12 protein-coding genes and 1 pseudogene are annotated in these 17,531 nt (G+C 64.4%); 2 read left to right on the top strand and 11 right to left on the bottom strand.

Annotated elements, in window-relative coordinates:
* From ACREE8_RS20590 to ACREE8_RS20560, 7 genes are all read right to left on the bottom strand, one after another.
* Nucleotides 1-1,935: hydantoinase/oxoprolinase family protein (locus ACREE8_RS20590; protein ID WP_431574889.1), on the bottom strand; the 1,935-nt coding region annotated here is incomplete at its 3' end.
* 5 nt (nucleotides 1,936-1,940) lie between these two features.
* Nucleotides 1,941-3,632, bottom strand: coding sequence for a hydantoinase B/oxoprolinase family protein (locus ACREE8_RS20585; RefSeq protein WP_431574888.1), 1,692 nt, complete (start codon nucleotides 3,630-3,632; stop codon nucleotides 1,941-1,943).
* Complete coding sequence (locus tag ACREE8_RS20580; protein WP_431574887.1) at nucleotides 3,629-4,504, bottom strand: amino acid ABC transporter ATP-binding protein; 876 nt, start codon at nucleotides 4,502-4,504, stop codon at nucleotides 3,629-3,631. The genes ACREE8_RS20585 and ACREE8_RS20580 overlap by 4 nt, the downstream gene beginning before the upstream one ends.
* Nucleotides 4,488-5,162, bottom strand: a complete 675-nt coding sequence (locus ACREE8_RS20575) for an amino acid ABC transporter permease (protein ID WP_431574886.1) — start codon at nucleotides 5,160-5,162, stop codon at nucleotides 4,488-4,490. The genes ACREE8_RS20580 and ACREE8_RS20575 overlap by 17 nt, the downstream gene beginning before the upstream one ends.
* 17 nt (nucleotides 5,163-5,179) lie before the next feature.
* Nucleotides 5,180-5,995 carry a substrate-binding periplasmic protein gene (locus ACREE8_RS20570; protein ID WP_431574885.1) on the bottom strand — a complete coding sequence of 272 codons (816 nt, stop codon included), beginning with the start codon at nucleotides 5,993-5,995 and terminating at the stop codon, nucleotides 5,180-5,182.
* Between the two features lie 302 nt (nucleotides 5,996-6,297).
* Nucleotides 6,298-7,248: a LysR substrate-binding domain-containing protein gene (locus tag ACREE8_RS20565; protein ID WP_431574884.1), complete on the bottom strand. Its 951-nt coding sequence runs from the start codon at nucleotides 7,246-7,248 to the stop codon at nucleotides 6,298-6,300.
* 111 nt (nucleotides 7,249-7,359) lie between these two features.
* On the bottom strand, nucleotides 7,360-8,415 hold the full coding sequence (locus ACREE8_RS20560; RefSeq protein WP_431574883.1) for a phosphotransferase family protein: 1,056 nt from the start codon (nucleotides 8,413-8,415) through the stop codon (nucleotides 7,360-7,362).
* A gap of 134 nt (nucleotides 8,416-8,549) precedes the next feature.
* Here ACREE8_RS20560 and ACREE8_RS20555 point away from each other — a divergent pair, with 134 nt between their 5' ends.
* On the top strand, nucleotides 8,550-9,410 hold the full coding sequence (locus ACREE8_RS20555; protein ID WP_431574882.1) for a 3-hydroxyacyl-CoA dehydrogenase family protein: 861 nt from the start codon (nucleotides 8,550-8,552) through the stop codon (nucleotides 9,408-9,410).
* Nucleotides 9,411-9,425: 15 nt separating this feature from the next.
* Here the strand turns inward: ACREE8_RS20555 and ACREE8_RS20550 are convergent, their stop codons facing one another.
* The 4 genes from ACREE8_RS20550 to ACREE8_RS20535 form a co-directional block, all read right to left on the bottom strand.
* A complete protein-coding gene (locus ACREE8_RS20550) occupies nucleotides 9,426-12,548 on the bottom strand; it encodes a multidrug efflux RND transporter permease subunit (RefSeq protein WP_431574881.1) in 3,123 nt (1,040 codons plus the stop codon).
* Nucleotides 12,549-12,557: 9 nt separating this feature from the next.
* The gene (locus tag ACREE8_RS20545) at nucleotides 12,558-13,772 is read right to left on the bottom strand and encodes an efflux RND transporter periplasmic adaptor subunit (RefSeq protein WP_431574880.1); all 1,215 of its coding nucleotides are present in this window, start codon (nucleotides 13,770-13,772) and stop codon (nucleotides 12,558-12,560) included.
* Nucleotides 13,773-14,092: 320 nt separating this feature from the next.
* Nucleotides 14,093-16,156, bottom strand: a complete 2,064-nt coding sequence (locus tag ACREE8_RS20540) for a bifunctional diguanylate cyclase/phosphodiesterase (protein ID WP_431574879.1) — start codon at nucleotides 16,154-16,156, stop codon at nucleotides 14,093-14,095.
* A gap of 7 nt (nucleotides 16,157-16,163) precedes the next feature.
* A complete protein-coding gene (locus ACREE8_RS20535) occupies nucleotides 16,164-16,709 on the bottom strand; it encodes a heme NO-binding domain-containing protein (protein ID WP_431574878.1) in 546 nt (181 codons plus the stop codon).
* A 292-nt stretch (nucleotides 16,710-17,001) separates the two neighbouring features.
* Here ACREE8_RS20535 and ACREE8_RS20530 point away from each other — a divergent pair.
* Nucleotides 17,002-17,531, top strand: a pseudogene (locus ACREE8_RS20530) (S-methyl-5-thioribose-1-phosphate isomerase); the annotation flags it as partial.

Below are 17,531 nucleotides of genomic sequence, written 5' to 3'. Positions count from 1 at the left end.
GACGACGGCCGGTCCCTCCAGCTGGTCGCCGGCCAGCAATTCCTCTCGCCGGAGGAACAGGCATTTTCCCGCCCCCGGCAGCGAGACCGGATGGCTCTCGCCACGCGGAGCGCCGACGCGCCGCTTTTCCGCCGGCGGCATGGCCGGCGGCTCGACGGTCGCATAGCCCTCGAGCCGAAGATTGACCAGCTCGACCTCGGCATCGCGGTCGGCGAAGCCGTATTTGTCGGCATGCAGCTTGTGGAAGAGGCCGATCACCGTGGAGCGCTTGAGGCGCGCCAGGTTGGTCAACGGCACGACCAGCTCCGAGGCCTGGCCCGCATAGCGCAGATCGAGCTGATAGCGCCAATAGATCTGCCGGCCGCTGGCGATGGCCGCCATCTCGGCGCTGGCCTCGTCCTGCAACTCCTTCAACCAGCCCCGCAGCGTCTCGTCCTCAACGCGCGACAGCGGCGTGATCCGGGTGCGCATATAGTCGCGCTTGAGATCGGCCGAGAGCAGCCCATAGGCCGAGAAGGCGCCCGGGAACTGCGGCACCACCACATGGGTGATGTTGAGCTCCTCGGCCACCTGGCAGGCATGAAGCGGCCCCGCCCCGCCGAAAGCGACGATGGCGAAGTCGCGCGCATCGCGGCCCTCGCGGACCGCGACCATGCGCACGGTGTTGGCCATCTTGATATTGGCGATGGTCAGGACCTTCGCCGCGGCATCGGCCGGCTTGTCGCCGAGCTGAGTCGCGACCGGTGCCAGTGCCGTCTCAGCCGCCTTCAGATCGAGCTGCATGCGCCCGCCGAAGAAGCTTTCGGCCCGGAGCAATCCGACCAGGCAAAGCGCGTCGGTCACGGTCGGCTCCTTGCCGCCGCGGCCATAGCAGGCCGGCCCCGGCTTGGAGCCGGCACTGCGCGGGCCCACGCGCAACAAGCCGCCGGCGTCGATCGAAGCGATCGAGCCACCGCCGGCGCTGACCGTCTCGATCGCGAACATCGGCAGCGAGATCGGCAGCCCGTCGATCCGCGCCCGGGTCGAGGTGGTGGCATGGGAGTCCGCCAGCAGGCAGACATCGGTACTGGTGCCGCCCATGTCGAAGGAGATCAGGTTCGGCAGCGCCTTCTCCTTGGCGAGCCGCGTGGTCGCGAGGACGCCGCCCGCTGGCCCCGAGAGGCAGGTGGTGGCGGCATACTGGCTCGCCGTATCAAGTGGCAGCACGCCGCCGCCCGAGCCCATCACGAAAATCTCGCCGCCGAAACCGCGATCGACGAAGCGTCCGCGAAAACGCGACAGATAGCCCGAGATCTTCGGACCGACATAGGCCGAGATCGCGGTCGTGCTGGTGCGCTCATACTCCCGGAAATGCGGCGCGATCCGGCTGGAACGGACCACATAGACGCCGGGCAAAGCGGCACTCAGCAGCGCCTCGACGCGCTGCTCATGCGCCGGGTTCGCATAGGCGTTGAGGAAGGCAATGACCACCGCCTGGGCGCCCGCCTCGGTCAGCTGCTTGGCCAGGGCGGCGAACTGGGTCTCCTCCAACGGATGCTCGATCCGGCCATCCGCCATGATGCGCTCGTCGATCTCGAACCGCAGGCACCGCGGCACCAGCGCCTCCACCTTGCGCGAGAACAGGTCCCAGATATTGTCGCGGTCCTGGCGTTGCAGCTCGAGCACATCGCGGAAACCGCGGGTCGTCACCAGAGCCGTCCGCGCGCCCTTGCGCTCCAGGATGGCGTTGGTTGCGACCGTGGTGCCGTGGATGATGGAACGCAGCTGCGCCATCGGCTGGTTGAGCATCGCGACCGTATCGACCGCGCCGATCGACTGGTCGTCCGGCGTGGTCAGGCCCTTCACGACCTGCAACTCCCCGCCCGCCCCCACCATCACCACGTCGGTGAAGGTGCCGCCGACATCGATGCCGATGTCGAATTGTCCGCCCTGCATGATGTTCACGTCCGCTGCCCTGCCAGATGCGGTTTCACCTGCGGATAAAGACGCAGCGCCGCCGCCGGCGACTGCTTGCCTTCGCGCAGATCCTCGAGAATGGCCTCGACCGATCGGTCGGCCGGATTGCCGAAGCCGCCACCGCCGCCCACCACGATCCGGACCAGATCGCCCTTCAGCAGCGCATGGCGCGCCTTGGAAGGCAGCTTGATCTCCGCGCCATCGCGCAAGACCGAGAAGGCGCCGGTGCTCCCCGCCCCGCCGCCGGCCGTACCGCGCGGCGCGAAACGATGGCGGTCGGAATAGCCGAAGAGCTCAACGCCATCCTCCAGCACCTCATATTCGCGCACCGAGCCGAGCCCGCCGCGATGGGCGCCAGCGCCACCGGTATCGGGGAGCAGCTCGTAACGGCGCATCAGGATGAAGGGATGGTCGAGCTCGATCGCCTCGATCGGCGTGATCAGGCAGTTGGAGAGGGGCGCGTCCAGCATGTCGGCCCCGTCGCGCAGTGGGTTGCCGCCCCAGCCCCCGCCGATATCCTCGATGAAGATGCTGAACTCGTCCTCGCGTCGCTGGGTGAGGCCGACGGTCGTGTTGGCATGGAAGCCCAGCCCTGCGATCCGTGCCGGCAGCGCCTGCTGCAACGCGGTCAGCACGGCGTCGAAGGCGCGATAGGCACCGCACATGCGCGCCCGCACCGCCGCCGGCGGCGCCGGATTGAGGATCGAGCCATAGGGCACGTCGATCGTGATCGGGCGATAGCAGCCGTCATTGGCCGGGATGGCGTCGCTGCCCGAGGTCAGCGCCATCTTGATGGCGCTGTAGGTGCTGGAATAGGTCGAGCCCAGCGGCACATTTAGGAATTCGGCGATCTGCGGCGCAGTCCCGGCGAAATCGACATGGATCGTCTCGCCTTTGACCTCGACCGCGACCCGGATCGGCACCGGCTTGTCGTTGCCGATGGTGTCGTCAATGCTGTCCTCGGCGGTGTAGCGGCCATCCGGGATCTCGGCGATGGCGGCCCGCATCCGGCGTTCGGAATAGTCCATCGCCGCGCCCATATAACCCTTCACCGTCGGCAGGCCGTAACGCTCGACCAGCTCGAGGATCCGGCGGCGGCCGACTTCGTTGGCAGCCAGTTGTGCCTGGAGATCACCCCAGGTGACCTTGGGGGCGCGGAAGTTGCTGTGGACGATATCGTAGAAGATGCCGTTCTTGGCGAAATCCTCGCGGCGATTGAACTTCATCGCCGTGAAGCGCAGGCCCTCTTCATAGAACTCGCGCGCACCCAGGGTCAGCCCGGCCGAGCCGCCGCCGATATCGACGTGGTGCGCGATGCTGCCGGCGAAGCCCAGGAGCTGCTTACCGGCGAAGATCGGCGAGAAGATGGTGATGTCCTGAAGATGCTGGCCGCCGATATAGGGATCGTTGGTGACGAAGATCTCGCCCGGCTTGATCTTGCCGCCATACTTCCTCAAGCAGGCCTTCATCGGCAGCGAGAGCGAGCTCATCTGCACTGGGATATGCTCGGCTTCCGAGATGATCCGTCCTTCCCAGTCCAGCAAAGCGCACGAACAGTCACGCGCCTCGCGAATGATGGTCGAATGAGCCGAGCGCAGCAGATTGACGCCCATCTCTTCGGCGACGGCATGGAAGGCGCTGATGAAGACATTGAGAGTGACGGGATCGAGATTCACGCGACACCATTCAGAATTGAGGTGTTGGTCGGAGACGTCACCGGGACCGGCGGCGGCGCATTGCCTTCGAGCAGGCGACGCAGAAAAGCCTTGGTCCGGTCCTGCCTGGGGTTGGTGAAAATCTGCTCGGGCGTGCCCATTTCGATGATCCGGCCCTCATCCATCATGATGATCCGGTCGCCGACCTCGCGGGCGAAGCCCATCTCGTGGGTCACTACCACCTTGGTCATGCCGTCGCGGGCGAGCTGCTTCATCACCCGCAGGACCTCGCCCACCAGCTCCGGATCGAGCGCCGAGGTCGGCTCGTCGAACAGCATGATCTCGGGCTTGAGGGCGAGAGCGCGCGCGATCGCGACCCGCTGTTGCTGCCCGCCCGAAAGCTCGATCGGATAGGCGGCGGCCTTGTCGGCCAGACCCACCTGCTCCAGCAACGCGCGGGCCTTGCGTTCCGCCTCGGCCGGCTTCTCGCCCTTGACCTTGATCGGCCCGATCATGACGTTGCGCAGTGCCGTCAGATGCGGGAACAGATTGAAGCGCTGGAACACCATGGCTGTCCGGCGCCGGGCGCGCAGGGCCGCGCGGTCGACATCCTTGAGGCGCACCGCGGCTGCGCCGGCATCGCGCTGCCAGATGACTTCGCCGCCGATGGCCAGCGAGCCCTCATCGGGCACCTCGAGCAGGTTCATGCAGCGCAGCAGCGTGCTCTTGCCCGAGCCGCTGGGACCGATGACGACCACCACTTCGCCCTGCAGGATGGTCAGATCGACGCCGGCCAGGGCCTCGAGGATGCCGAAGCGCTTGCGCAGCCGCTCGACCGAAAGGATCGGCGCGCAGTGCTCGGTCGAGTAGGAGCCGTCAGGATTGCGTGCCATGGCCGCGCGACGCTTTCGCTTCCAACCGCCGCAACATCAGCGAGAAGGGGTAGCTCAGGAGCAGATAAATGGCTGCGACCATGAGATAGATATCCATGGCGCGGAAGGTGATGGCGATCCGCAGCTGTCCGGCGCGGAGCAGCTCGGAGAGCGAGATCGTCGCCGTCAGGGCGGAGTCCTTCAGCATCGAAATGAAATAATTGCCGATGGTCGGCAGGATCACACGGATCGCCTGGCGCAGGATGATGTCGCGCATGATCTGGGTGCGGGTCATGCCGATCGAAGCCGCCGCCTCCCATTGCCCCTTGTCGATCGAGAGGATACCCGCCCGATAGGCCTCGGAGAGATAAGCGCCGTAATGGATCCCGAGCGTGATGACGCCGGCGGTAAAGGCTTCGAGGCGGATGCCGTAGGACGGCAGGCCGTAATAGACGATGAAGAGCTGCACCAGGAGCGGCGTGCCGCGGATGACCTCGACATAGATCGTGGCGATGATCCGGGCGATGCGGCTCCGGCTCAACCGAGCCAGAGCCGCGATCAATCCCAGGACCAGCGCAATCGCCATGGCGACGACGGAGAGCTCCACCGTCACCACCGCGCCCTTGAGCAGGAAAGGCATGACCTGCTCGAAGAGGCTAGGCTCCTGAACGCTGTCCAACTGGCGGCCCTACCTTCTCAGCTCTTGGGCGGGAAGAAGGGAATGCCGTACTTCTCCAGGATCTTGGAGATGGTGCCATCCGCGATCAGGGCGGCGATCACCGTATTCAGCTCGGCTTTGAGAGCGGTGTCTTCCTTGCGGACGCCGACGCCGGCATTCCATCGCTCTTCGGGAATGTAGTCATGCACCACCTTGATGTTCAGCGTCGGGTCCTTCTGGATCGCCCAGGCGGCTGACGGCGCTTCGAGATAGGTGGCGTCGATACGCTTGTTGTTGAGCTCGAGAATGATGGTGTTCTGGTCGGGATAGACCACCACATTCTTGATGCCGGCCTTCTCGAGGAATTGCACGGTGACCGAGCCGGCCAGCGCGCCAACCTTCTTGTCCTTCAGGTCTTCGACCTTATGGACCGAATCATCGCTCTTCAGGACCAGAATAGTCTCGCCCGACGCGTAATAGGGATCGGTGAAATCGATCACCTTCAGTCGCTCTTCGGTGATGAACAGGCCGTTGATGATCGCGTCGCAACGGCCCGAAGTCAGAGCTGGGATCAAGGCGTCCCAGGTGACCCAGTTATACTCGGCCTTCACACCCATCTTCGCCGCCATGGCGCGGGCGATCTCGACCTCGAAGCCCGGCGTGTTTGTGTCGGAGCTGGAGTAGGGCAGCAGGCCGTCGACACCGCAGACCTCGAGCACGCCCTTGGCCTTGGTCCGGGCCAGCGCATCGTCCGCCTGGGCGGCATTGCCGATCGCGAACGCACTCAAAAATCCCATCAGTGCCAGGGCGCCGAGGCCGCTGGTCGCCGTCAATTTTCGTCTCGCACTCTTCATGAGAACCTCCCCCATCACCGCCCGGAACCGACACGCAATCCGTGCCGCAGTCGCGGTGGCTGTTATCGTTGTCCATCGGGAGCCTGTCCCTCTGGGCCAAGCTCCCGCGCGAAGAAGCTGTCTCGGCTCTGTTGCGACCCGAGGCAGTGATGCGGCTCCTGGCTGGAGACGCATCGATAACCTAGATCGCGGGCTACTGCCGTAAAACCGCACAAATACTCATCGGCACGATAACCGCACGTTATGAAAGAGCCGACGAACGCTGCCTTTCGAGGCAGGATGGCTGCCGATTTTCCTGACGATCAGGCAGAAACCAGCCGCGCCGGCCGGCGCGATTCCGACGCGCGCAGCGGCGCTGTGTCGGCCAACAGCCAGTCATGGAAAATCTGCGCCGACTCCCGCACCGGCAGATCTGTCGGCACCACCAGATAGAACGCGGGCTTCAACCGCCGCATGCTGTCGATGGGCCGCACCAACGTGCCGGACTTGATCAGGTCATCGACGATATGGCCCCAGCCGAGGCCGATCCCCTGCCCGTTCAACGCCGCCTGGATCAGCAGCGGATAGTTATTGAAATGCAGACCGCCGGTGAAAGGCGGCGTCACCATGCCCATCGCGGCGAACCACACGGCCCAGTCGGCATCCTGGGAATTCGGCTCGTCGATATGAAGCAGGGTGGCACTGAGGAGATCGTGTGGATTGCGCGGCCGCGGATGACGATCGAGATAGGAGGGGCTACAGACCGGAAAGAGATCAATATGGAAGAGCGGCTGGGCGGTGATGCCGGCCCACTGTCCCATGCCGTAACGGATGCCGAGATCGATCCCCTCGGCTGCCAGATCCATGATCGGATCGGCCGCGATGATCCGCAGATCGATCTCCGGATGAATCGCGCGGAAAGCAGCGACGCGCGGCATCAGCCAGACAGAGGCGAGCGCGATGGTCGTGGTGATGGAAACCTGCGCCGGGCCCGCCGGCCGCCGCAGCTCGTCGACAATGGTCGCGATGTGATCGAGGCCGCTGACGACGGCATGCAACAGGCGGCGTCCCTGCGGCGTCACCTGGATCCCGCGATTGGCGCGCGCGAACAGCTTGATGCCAAGAAATTCCTCCAGGCCGCGGATCTGTTTGCTGACCGCGGCCTGGGTGACCCCTAGCTCGGAAGCGGCGCGCGTGAAATTGGCCAGCCGGGCCGCCGCCTCGAAAGTCACGAGGCTGGTAACGGGCGGCAGCTTGGTGCGGAGGTTCTTCATAACATCAGGTTATCGAGATTGGCAAAAACCTTAGGAAACGGTCGTTTTCTTCTAGACCGATTGTTATGAATTGTCGAACGGGATGGCGCGGCGTGCCAAATCCCCTGGAAATCAGCGATCAATCGATCGGGCGAGCGACCAGGCCATCTCCGCCAGCGGCCGGGCCTTGCGCCCGACCTCGACCGCCTGGGCGCTGGCCGCGGTGCCGTCGATGGCGCGCTTGGCGATGCCCTGCATGATGGCGGCGATCCGGAACTTGCTGAAGGCGATGTAGAAATCGAGATTCTCGATCCGCGGCTTACCCGTACGCCGGCAATAGGCGGCGACATAGTCGGCTTCCTCGGGAATGCCGAGCCCACGGAAATCGATCCCCGCCAGCCCGCGAAACAGGTCGGGCGGAATCCGCCAGGCCATGACGTGATAGGCGAAATCGACGAGGGGATCGCCCAGGGTGGAGAGTTCCCAATCGAGGACGGCGAGCAGCTTCGGTTCGCTCGGGTGGAAGATGATGTTGTCCATCCGATAATCGCCATGGACGATCCGGGTCTCTCCCTCCGGCGGCAGATGACGTGGCAACCATTCGATCAGGCTGTTCATCGCCGGAATGGCCTCCGTCTCGGAGGCCATATATTGCTTCGACCAGCGGGAGATCTGGCGCTCCACATAATTGCCGGGCCGGCCATAATCGCCGAGGCCGACCGCCGCGGGATCGATCCGGTGCAGGCGCGCGATCGCATCATTCATGGAATCGAAAACGGCCGCGCGCTCCGCCCGCGAGAGTTCCGGCAAGCGCTGATCCCAGAAGACACGGCCTTCCACATAATCCATGACATAGAACATGCTGCCGATGACGCCCGGGTCGTCGCAGAGCGCATAGACATGCGCGACCGGCACGCCCGTCCCGGCCAGGCCCGCAAGCACCCGGAACTCGCGATCGACCGCATGGGCGCTGGGCAGCAAATGACCCGGCGGCTTCCGGCGCAGCACATAACGTCCGGAGGGGCTGGTCAGGCGATAGGTTGGATTCGATTGGCCGCCCCGGAACTGCTCGATCTCGAGGGGCCCGCGGAAGCCCTCGACATGATCGCGCAGCCAGGCTTCCAGGCGCGGCTTGTCGACCGGATGCTGGGGCGCCATCGTGCCGCGATTAGTCTCGCTCTCATCCATCGGCAAGGGCCGGATCCTTCTTCGCGTCGCTTCGATTGCTCTATGATCGCGAGCGGCGGCAGTGTGGCCCGTTCGGGAACAGGCCGGCAAGATCGGAATCGGACGGGTTCGATCGAAACCGCAGGGGGACAGGAATGAAAGACGATATTCGCAAAGTGGGCGTGGTCGGGGCCGGCTTGATGGGGGCCGAGATCGCGCTGACCTTTGCCCTCGCCGGCTATCCGGTGCACCTGGTCGATCAGACCGAGGAACGCCTTGCCGCTGCGTCGGAACGGCTCCTGACCCTGGTCAGGAAGGGCATCGCCCGCGGACTCTATCAGCCGGAGCAGAAGGAGGCGGTCTTCGCGCGGCTTGCCACCGCGACGGATCTCGACAGTCTCTCGGACTGCGACTTCATCACCGAGGCGGTGTTCGAGGAGGAAGCGGCCAAGGCCGGGATCTTCCGCGGGCTCGACCGTGTCTGCCGGGCGGATTGCATCATTGCCAGCAACACCTCGACGATTCCGATCTCGACCCTCGCCTCCTATGTCGGCGAAGGGCGCCGGTCACGGTTCCTCGGCACGCATTATTTCTCGCCGGTCTCGCGGATGAAGCTGGTCGAGGTGATTCCGGCCTTCGGCACCGCGCCCGAGATCGTCGCGCGCGTGCGCGAGCTCTGCGAGGAGGTCGGCAAGACGACCGTATTGATCAAGGACGTCACCGGTTTCGCCGTCAATCGCATGCTCCATGCCTTTGTCATCGAGGCCATTCGGCTGGTCGAGGAAGGTGTTGCCAGCCCGGAGGATATCGATCTCGCCTGCAAGCTGGCGCTGGGCCATCCGATGGGCCCATTCGAGCTGATGGATGCCACCAGCTCTCATCTCTGCCTGCAGGTGCATGAGATCCTGCACGACGCCTATGGCGAACGCTTCCGCCCGCGCCCGTTGCTCAAGCAGCGGGTGAAGGCCGGCTTCGTCGGGGGGCGGGGAAAGCCCGGCTGGCGCAAACGCGGCTGAAGCCGTCAGGCCGCCCTACTCCGCGGGCGCGTGGGCCGTTGCTTCGGCCGCCGTCCCACCGGCGCGCAGCCGCCGGAGCCAGGCGCCGAGCTGGTCCAGATAGATATAAACGACGGGCGTCGTATAGAGCGTCAGCGCCTGGCTGACGATGAGGCCGCCGACGATGGCGAAACCCAAGGGTTGGCGAATCTCCGACCCGGTCCCGGTTCCCAGCATCAACGGAACACCGCCGAGCATAGCGGCCATCGTCGTCATGATGATCGGCCGGAAGCGAAGCAGGCAGGCTTCGCGGACGGCGGCGACCGGATCCAGCCCTCGATGTCGTTCCGCCTCGATGGCGAAATCGACCAGCATGATGCCGTTCTTCTTGACGATGCCGATCAGCAGCAGCACGCCGATCAGCGCGATCAGGCTGAAATCGAAACCGAAGATCATCAGTGTGGTGAGCGCGCCCAGTGCCGCGGACGGCAAGGTCGACAGAATCGTCAGCGGATGGATGTAGCTCTCATAGAGTACGCCCAGGATGATGTAGATGACGACGATCGCCGCGGCGATGAGATAGGGCTCGCTGGCGAGCGAGGTCTGAAAGGCCTGGGCATTGCCCTGGAAAGTGCCGATCACGGTCGAGGGAATGTTCATCTGCGCCTCGGCCGCGGTTATCGCCGCTGTCGCCTGGCTGAGGGCGGCGCCCGGTGCCAAGTTGAAGGAAAGCGTGACCGCCGGGAACTGCGCCTGGTGATTGATCGACAGGAAGGCCGTCGGCATCGTCGTCCATTTGACGAGGGATAGCAGAGGCACCTGCTGCCCCGTCGTCGGGGAATGCAGATAAAGGCCGCTGAGATCCCTCGGGCTCGCGGCCTGATCGGGAGTCACCTCCATGACCACGTGGTAGCTGTTCAGCTGGGTGAAGTATTGCGCCACTTGCCGTTGCCCATAGGCATCGTTGAGCGTGTCGTCGATCAATTGCGGTTCGATGCCAAAGCGCGATGCCTGGTCGCGATCGATCGTCACGGTCAGAGTCGCGCCGCCGGTCTGTTGATCGGTTGCCACGTCGCGAAGCTCCGGCAGGGTCTTCATCTTCGCCTGCAGTTTCGGGGCCCATTCATTGAGCTCGTTCAGATCCGCGTCCTGCAGCGTGTACTGGTACTGGGTACGCGACAAGCGGCCACCGACATTGATGTCCTGTGCGACCTGCAGAAAGAGCGCCGCTCCTTCGATCTGGGCGAGCTTCGGCTGAAGCCGCCGGATCACCTGATCGGCCGAAACATCCCGCTGATTCTGCGGCTTCAAGGCGATGAACATGCGGCCGTTGTTCTGAGTCTGGGCGCCGCCCGAGCCGATGCTCATCAGGACGTTCGCGACCGCCGGGTCCTGCGTGACGATTTTGGCCAACGCGAGTTGGTGCTCGCGCATATTCGCGAAGGAAATGTCCTGGGCGGCTTCCGAGGTGCCGAAGATGAAGCCGGTATCCTGTTGCGGGAAGAACCCCTTGGGGATCGCCACGAACACGTAGCCCGTGGCCAGCAGGGTCGCGAAGAAGACCGCGAGCGTGATCCGGCGATGGGCGAGCGCCTGGTCAAGGGTCCGGTGATAGGCGTTCAGTAGCGCGTCGAAGGCATGCTCCGACATCCGGTAGAGGCGCCCATGCTTGACACCGGCCTCGCCGCGCAGGACGCGCGAAGCCATCATCGGCGTCACGGTGAGCGACACCACGGCCGAGACCAGAATGGTCATGGTCACTGTGACGGCGAACTCATGAAACAGCCGGCCGACGATCCCACCCATCAGCAGCAAGGGAATGAACACGGCCACCAACGACAGGCTGATCGAGACGATGGTGAAGCCGATTTCACCCGATCCCTTGATCGCGGCCTGCATCGGCGTCAGGCCTGCCTCGATATGGCGTTGGATGTTCTCCAGCATCACGATCGCATCGTCGACGATGAAGCCCACCGATATCGTGAGAGCCATCAGCGACAGATTGTCGAGGCTGTAACCCAGCGGATACATCAGAGCGGCGGTCGCGGCCAGCGCCAGCGGCACGGTCACGCTGGGGATGGCCGTGGCCCAGAGACTCCGCAGGAAGATGAAGATCACCAGCACCACGAGGGTGATGGAGAGGACCAGGGTGAACTGGATGTCCGAGATGGAGGCCCGGATGGTCTGGGTCCGGTCGACCGGCACCGCGATCTTGATCGAGGCCGGAATCGCGGCCCGAAGCCGAGGCAATGCCTTCTCGATCTGTGCCACCGTATCGATGACATTGGCGCCCGGTTGCTTATAGACCGGAAGCAGAATGGCCCGCGTGCCGTTCGCCCAGGCCGCGAGCTTGTCGTTCTCCGGGCCGTCTATGGCTTGACCGATGTCCCGGACCCGAACCGGGGCGCCATTCCGGTAGGCGACGATGATGTCGTTCCAGGGCTCGGCCTTGAGCACCTGATCGTTGTCGTAGATCGTGAAGGTCCGCGTGGCGCCGTCGATCGTGCCCTTGGCGCTGTTGGTGGTGGCATTGACCAGGCTCGCCCGCACATCCTCGAGAGACAGGCCGAGCGATGCGATCTTCTCCGGATCGATCTGGACCCGCACCGCGGGTTTCTGCTGTCCGCCGATGCTCACCTGGGCGACGCCCGAGATCTGGCTGATCTGCTGAGCCACGATATTCTCGGCATAGTCGTCGATCGTGGTCAGCGGCAAGGTGTCGGATGTCAACGACAGAACGACGATCGGCGAATCCGCCGGGTTGACCTTGCGATAGGTCGGCGGCGATGGCAGATCTTGTGGCAACTGGCCGCCCGCGGCATTGATCGCCGTCTGCACATCCTGCGCCGCCCCGTCGATGTTGCGGCTGAGATTGAACTGGACGGTGATGGCGCTGTTGCCGAGCGTGCTGCTCGACGTCATCTGCGTGACGCCGGGGATTTGGCCGATCTGGCGTTCCAGGGGCTGGGTGACCGACGAGGCTATGGTCTCCGGACTGGCGCCCGGAAGCTGTGCCGACACCTGGATGGTCGGAAATTCCACCTGCGGCAGGGGCGCAACCGGCAACAGCGGATAGGCCGCCACTCCGACCAGCAGCATCCCGGCCATCAGCAGCGAGGTCGCGACCGGGCGTTGGATGAAGACGTTTGAAATTCCCATCGCGTCTTCCTAGGGCGCTGTGCTGGAACTCTGAGTGGATGCGACCGTGGGTGCCACTGCCGGCGCGGCTCCTGCACTCCTGTCCTCGACCAGCGAACCCAGCTGAAGGCGGTACTGCCCCGCGGTTACGACCTTTTCCCCGGCGGCGAGGCCGTCTTCGATCACCGCAACGCCATCGGCAATTTGCCCGACCTTGAGCCTGCGGATATCCACAGTTCCATCGGCCTTGACGACGAAGACCGAGTAGCCATCCGGCCCCCGTTGAAGCGCAGGCGCCGGGATCGTCGTCACATTCCGTTCCGTATCGGCCAGCAGGCGGATATTCACGAACTCGCCGGGCCAGAGGGCGCCGTCCTTGTTGGAGAAGGTACCCTTCAGGCGAATCGTTCCTGTGGTTTGGTCGATCTCGTTGTCGATCAGCGCCAACCTGCCCGTCGCGATCTCCTTGCTGCCGTCGCTGCTCACGACGCTGATGGAAACGTCGCCGTTCGCCATTCCGTTGCGCACCGGATCCAGATCGTCCTCGGGCAGGGTGAAAATGACGGAGATCGGCGCGACCTGGGTGACCACAACCAGGCCGTTGGGATCGGACGCATGGACGATGTTGCCCTGATCGACAAGCCGGATCCCCGTCCGTCCGTCGATCGGCGAGGTGATGGTGGTGTAGTCGAGCTGTGTCTGGGCGTTGTCGATCGCGGCCTGGTCGCCGATGATCTGCGCATTGAGCTGGGCGACGAGGGCGCGCTGCGTATCGTCCTGCTGTTGGGCCGCATAGCCTTGCTTGGCGAGATCCTCGAAACGCTGCAGATCGCGCTTCGCATTGGCGATCTGGGCTTCGTCCTGCACCTTCTTGGCGACCGCCCCGTCCAGAACCGCCTGGAAAGGTCGCGGGTCGACGATCGCCAGCAGATCGCCCGTTTTCACGGTCTGACCTTCGGTGAAGGCCACTTTCTGCAGCTCGCCATCGACCCGGGGTTTCACGGTGACGGTATTGAAAGCCTGCACCGTGCCGAGACCATTCAGATAATGCGGCACATCGCGTGTCGTGGCGGTGGCGATCTGGACGGGTATCGCAAGGGGTGGCGGCGGCGCGGTCGCGGCATCGGATCCCGGCGCCCAACCGCTATGCCACCAGATCAGATAACCACCGCCGAGGATGACGATGGCTGCGAGTGCGGAAATCAGCCGCGGTCGCCGGCGCGATGAGGATCTCGGATTTGTCATCGGTAACTCTATCCAACGAGCCTGGACCACAGGATCGCCCCATCCGGGCCGCTCGAATCATTTCCGTTTCAGGACGACCGCCGGCGCAGGCCATGTAAGCGGAGGAAAGAAGTTCCACCATGCCCCTCCCTCCATCAAATGGTGCGCCGCAGCATTCGCGCAAATTAAGACGGGGACAGGCAGAAGGAGAGCGCCCTTTCCGATCTTTCATGACTTACATAAAAGGTCCGGCGAGGCGGCTCTAGAATGATCGGATCAGGACTGGAGAACTCCTGCTCCGGCGGGACCGGTACCGGCCCCGCGACAATCCCACGCAGGAATCAGCAGCCCCAATCCGGCGGCGAGGCGAGGAGCGTTTGAATGCCGGCGACATTGACCGGCCGGGAGAAATAGTAGCCCTGCCCGGCTTCGCAGCCGAGCGCACGCAGCTTGCTCAGATGCCTGTCCGTCTCGACACCCTCGGCGACCACTTCCATTTTCAAGTTGCGGGCGAGGCTCAGGATCGTGTGAACGATCTGAAGCCCCTCCTTCGCATTGTCCATCTGCAGCACGAAGGATCGGTCGATCTTGAGCACGTCCAGGGGAAAGCGGTGCAGATAGCTGAGCGACGAATAGCCGGTGCCGAAATCGTCGATGCTGATGCGCACGCCAAGGGACCGCAGCTGCTCCAGCACGCTGATCGCGCGTTCCGCATTGGCCATCGTCACGCTTTCCGTCAGTTCCAGCCGGACGGTTTCCGGGTCGATGCCGGTGTCCTCGATGATATGCCGGATCTGCGGCACCAGATCCGGCTGCGCGAATTGACGGCCCGATACATTGATGCTGATCGTCAAGGGCCGCTCGCGCGGAAACTGCAGCTGCCAGGCCCGTGTCCGCTCGCAAGCTTCGCGCAGCACCCACATCCCCAGATGGAGGATGAGCCCGGTGTCCTCGGCGACGGGGATGAAGTCGCCCGGATAGATCAGCTCCGTCTCGGATTTCTGCCAGCGCACCAGGGCCTCGAGTCCGGTAATATCGCCCGTGCGCAGATCGACGATCGGCTGGTAATGCAGGATGAATTCCTGGTTCTGAAGGGCCCGGCGCAGGTCGGTCTCGAGCGCCAGCTGGCCCATCGCCTGCACATGCATGGTCCGGTCGAAGACTTCGTAGCGGCTCTTGCCCAGCGCCTTGGCGCGGTACATGGCCAGGTCGGCATCGCGCAGCACCTCGTCGGCCGCCGCGTAACCGGTGGCGCTCAGGGCAATGCCGATGCTGGCCTCGACATAGATTTCCTGTTCCTGCAGCGTGAAGGGCAGGCGCAGCGATGCCAGCAGGCGATCCGCGATACGGACCGCATCGCTCAAATCCTGGATGTCGTCCAGCAGCACCGTGAACTCGTCGCCGCCGAGGCGCGCCAGGGTGTCGTAAGTCTCGCTCCCGCCATCGCCCGCCAAGCCGGAACCCACGGTCTCGGCGCGAAGGCGCCCCGCCGGCACCGCATTGGGACGTGCGACCATGTCGGTCTGGCGCAGCGAGGCCTGGAAACGGGTCGCCACCTCGATGATGAGGCTGTCGCCGGCCAGGTGGCCGAGGCTGTCATTGACCACCTTGAAGCGGTCGAGATCGACGAAGAGCACCGCGAAGTTCGCATCCGGATTGCGTTTGTTGCGCGCGATCGCCCGCGTCAGCCGGTCCAGGAAGAGCGCGCGGTTGGGCAGCCCCGTCAGCGGATCGTGGGAGGCATCATGGATCAACTTCTCATCCGACCGCTGCCGCTCGACCACGCGCCCGAGCTGGGTTCCGATCTGCGCCGTGAGCCACAGCAAGGTGGTGTCCGGCTGCAGCTGGGTGTCGGAGAAGAACTCCAGCACGGCGGCCACTTCGGTATGGACCATGACCGGAAAGCCGAAGGCGGATTTGAGACCCGCGGCTTGCGCCGACTTGGTGTGGATAAACCCTTCGTCGGTCGCCACGTCGACAATCCAGGTGGGCGTGCCGGTGGCGAGCACCCGGCCGGGCAAGCCAACCCCCGACAGATATCGCATCCTGTCCGTCTCCTGGTGGAAACCCTGCAAGCTTTTGGCTTCAGCGCCGCACCAGATGTTGGTCGAGACCATGCAGGGGGTCGCGTCGACGGCCTCCACCAAGCAGACATGGCCCAAAGGCCAGCCGGTGAATTCGCATATCCGGGCGATGGCGAATCTGAGCGCGTCGCGTACCGATGCGGCCTGGTTGGCGAAGACCGCGACGGCCTCCAGCAACTCGAGCTGCTTCTGCTTCTCGTAAAGCTCGCGCAAGCCGCGCTCGGCGATGCCCTCCGCCTCGACGCGAGCCCTGCGCTCGCGATCGAGACGTCGACGCAGCTTGTCCGTCTCTACGGCGTGATCTGCAATGGATCCGTCCATGGGTCGATCAGGCGGCCTGGCTGAAGGTGATGCGCATGGTGCATTGCGCCTTGCCGTGATGCATGCATTCGAGGTGGTCGACCTCGGCGGTTTCGTGGAAATGAACGGCGGCGCCTTCGATGAAGCCCTGCGCCAGCGCACAGAGGCGACGGAGCGAGTGGTAGCCCATCACCAGGCTCCCATCCTCGGCCGGCTTGAACTCGAAGGTCGGCACGTCGGCGCCCGGATAGACCTTGCGGACCTCCGGATGAATGATGTTGTTCACGCTGACGATGAAATTGCGCGCGGAATTGTGCGGCGTGAAGAAACCGGGATAACGCTTCGCCAGGAGGGGCATGGCTTCCCGCCCGAACCAGCGCTGCACCTCGATCTCTGAGATGCCCAGCGCCTTGGCGGCGACCGCGACCAGCTTGCCGATATCGCCGTCCGGGTAACTGCCGAGCGAGGTATAAGTGCCGTCGAGACCTGCCGCATCCAGCAGCGTGTCCCAGGTATCCTCGCCGTGATGCGCGATCACCACTTCTTCAAGCAGATTGAAAACGATGCCCTTCACGCGTCCCCCTGCTGGCAGCGGCGGTGGTCCCTGATCGCCGCGATACCAAAATTGTCCCGCGAGACGAGTTTTTTAGGTCAATAAGGCTGAAGAAAGCCTCAATTCCCTGGGAACCGGCCGTATATTGGGCACCGAACCGCTGACAACGGATCGCGATTCCCAGTGAGGTCGCCGCGGCTTATTGGTCGGACGTTCAATGTTGCTTGCCGTTTTCTCTCGTGATCATTCTCTTAATCACACCAAGACCTTGGAATAGTCTGCCGAGCGATCGGATCCGGCTGAAGGAGTGGCGATGAAAGTTGGCGGTGCGCCCAATCGAACCATCTGGCCCGACCCGGATGGGCGCTCCGTGCGCATCATCGACCAGACCCAGCTGCCTTTCGCCTTCGAGACCGTCCGGCTGCGAGACGTCGAGGGGATGGCGCGGGCCATCCGCGACATGCTGGTCCGGGGCGCCCCCTTGATCGGTGCCGCCGGCGCCTATGGCCTGTGGCTGGCGGCGCAGGCCGATCCCGGCGACGACGCGCTCGACCGGGCCCATGGCCTCCTGGCCGCGACCCGCCCGACCGCGATCAATCTGCGCTGGGCCCTGGATCGGGTCCGCGAGGCCTTGCGGAACCAGCCCGCCTTGCAGCGCGCCGACCTCGCCCGCCGTCTCGCGGCCGAGATCTGCGAGGAAGACGTCGCCATCAACAAGGGCATCGGCGGGCATGGATTGCGGCTCATCGAACAGGCCGCCGCCGGCAAGCCCCAGGGCCAGCCGGTCAATATCCTGACCCATTGCAATGCCGGCTGGCTCGCCACCGTCGATTGGGGCACGGC

Origin of the sequence: Hypericibacter sp. (genome assembly GCF_050729195.1) — a bacterium.
In the GTDB taxonomy this organism is placed as follows: Bacteria; Pseudomonadota; Alphaproteobacteria; order Dongiales; family Dongiaceae; genus Hypericibacter.
Note: the sequence above shows the minus strand (reverse complement) of the source record. Positions and strands in the feature narration are given on the sequence as shown.

Excerpts from the sequence above, each read along its gene's own strand:
- ACREE8_RS20555 (WP_431574882.1), top strand. The coding sequence starts at position 8,550 with ATGAAAGACGATATTCGCAAAGTGGGCGTGGTCGGGGCCGGCTTGATG.
- ACREE8_RS20560 (WP_431574883.1), bottom strand. The coding sequence starts at position 8,415 with ATGGATGAGAGCGAGACTAATCGCGGCACGATGGCGCCCCAGCATCCG.
- ACREE8_RS20565 (WP_431574884.1), bottom strand. The coding sequence starts at position 7,248 with ATGAAGAACCTCCGCACCAAGCTGCCGCCCGTTACCAGCCTCGTGACT.
- ACREE8_RS20550 (WP_431574881.1), bottom strand. The coding sequence starts at position 12,548 with ATGGGAATTTCAAACGTCTTCATCCAACGCCCGGTCGCGACCTCGCTG.
- ACREE8_RS20570 (WP_431574885.1), bottom strand. The coding sequence starts at position 5,995 with ATGAAGAGTGCGAGACGAAAATTGACGGCGACCAGCGGCCTCGGCGCC.
- ACREE8_RS20580 (WP_431574887.1), bottom strand. The coding sequence starts at position 4,504 with ATGGCACGCAATCCTGACGGCTCCTACTCGACCGAGCACTGCGCGCCG.
- ACREE8_RS20545 (WP_431574880.1), bottom strand. The coding sequence starts at position 13,772 with ATGACAAATCCGAGATCCTCATCGCGCCGGCGACCGCGGCTGATTTCC.
- ACREE8_RS20540 (WP_431574879.1), bottom strand. The coding sequence starts at position 16,156 with ATGGACGGATCCATTGCAGATCACGCCGTAGAGACGGACAAGCTGCGT.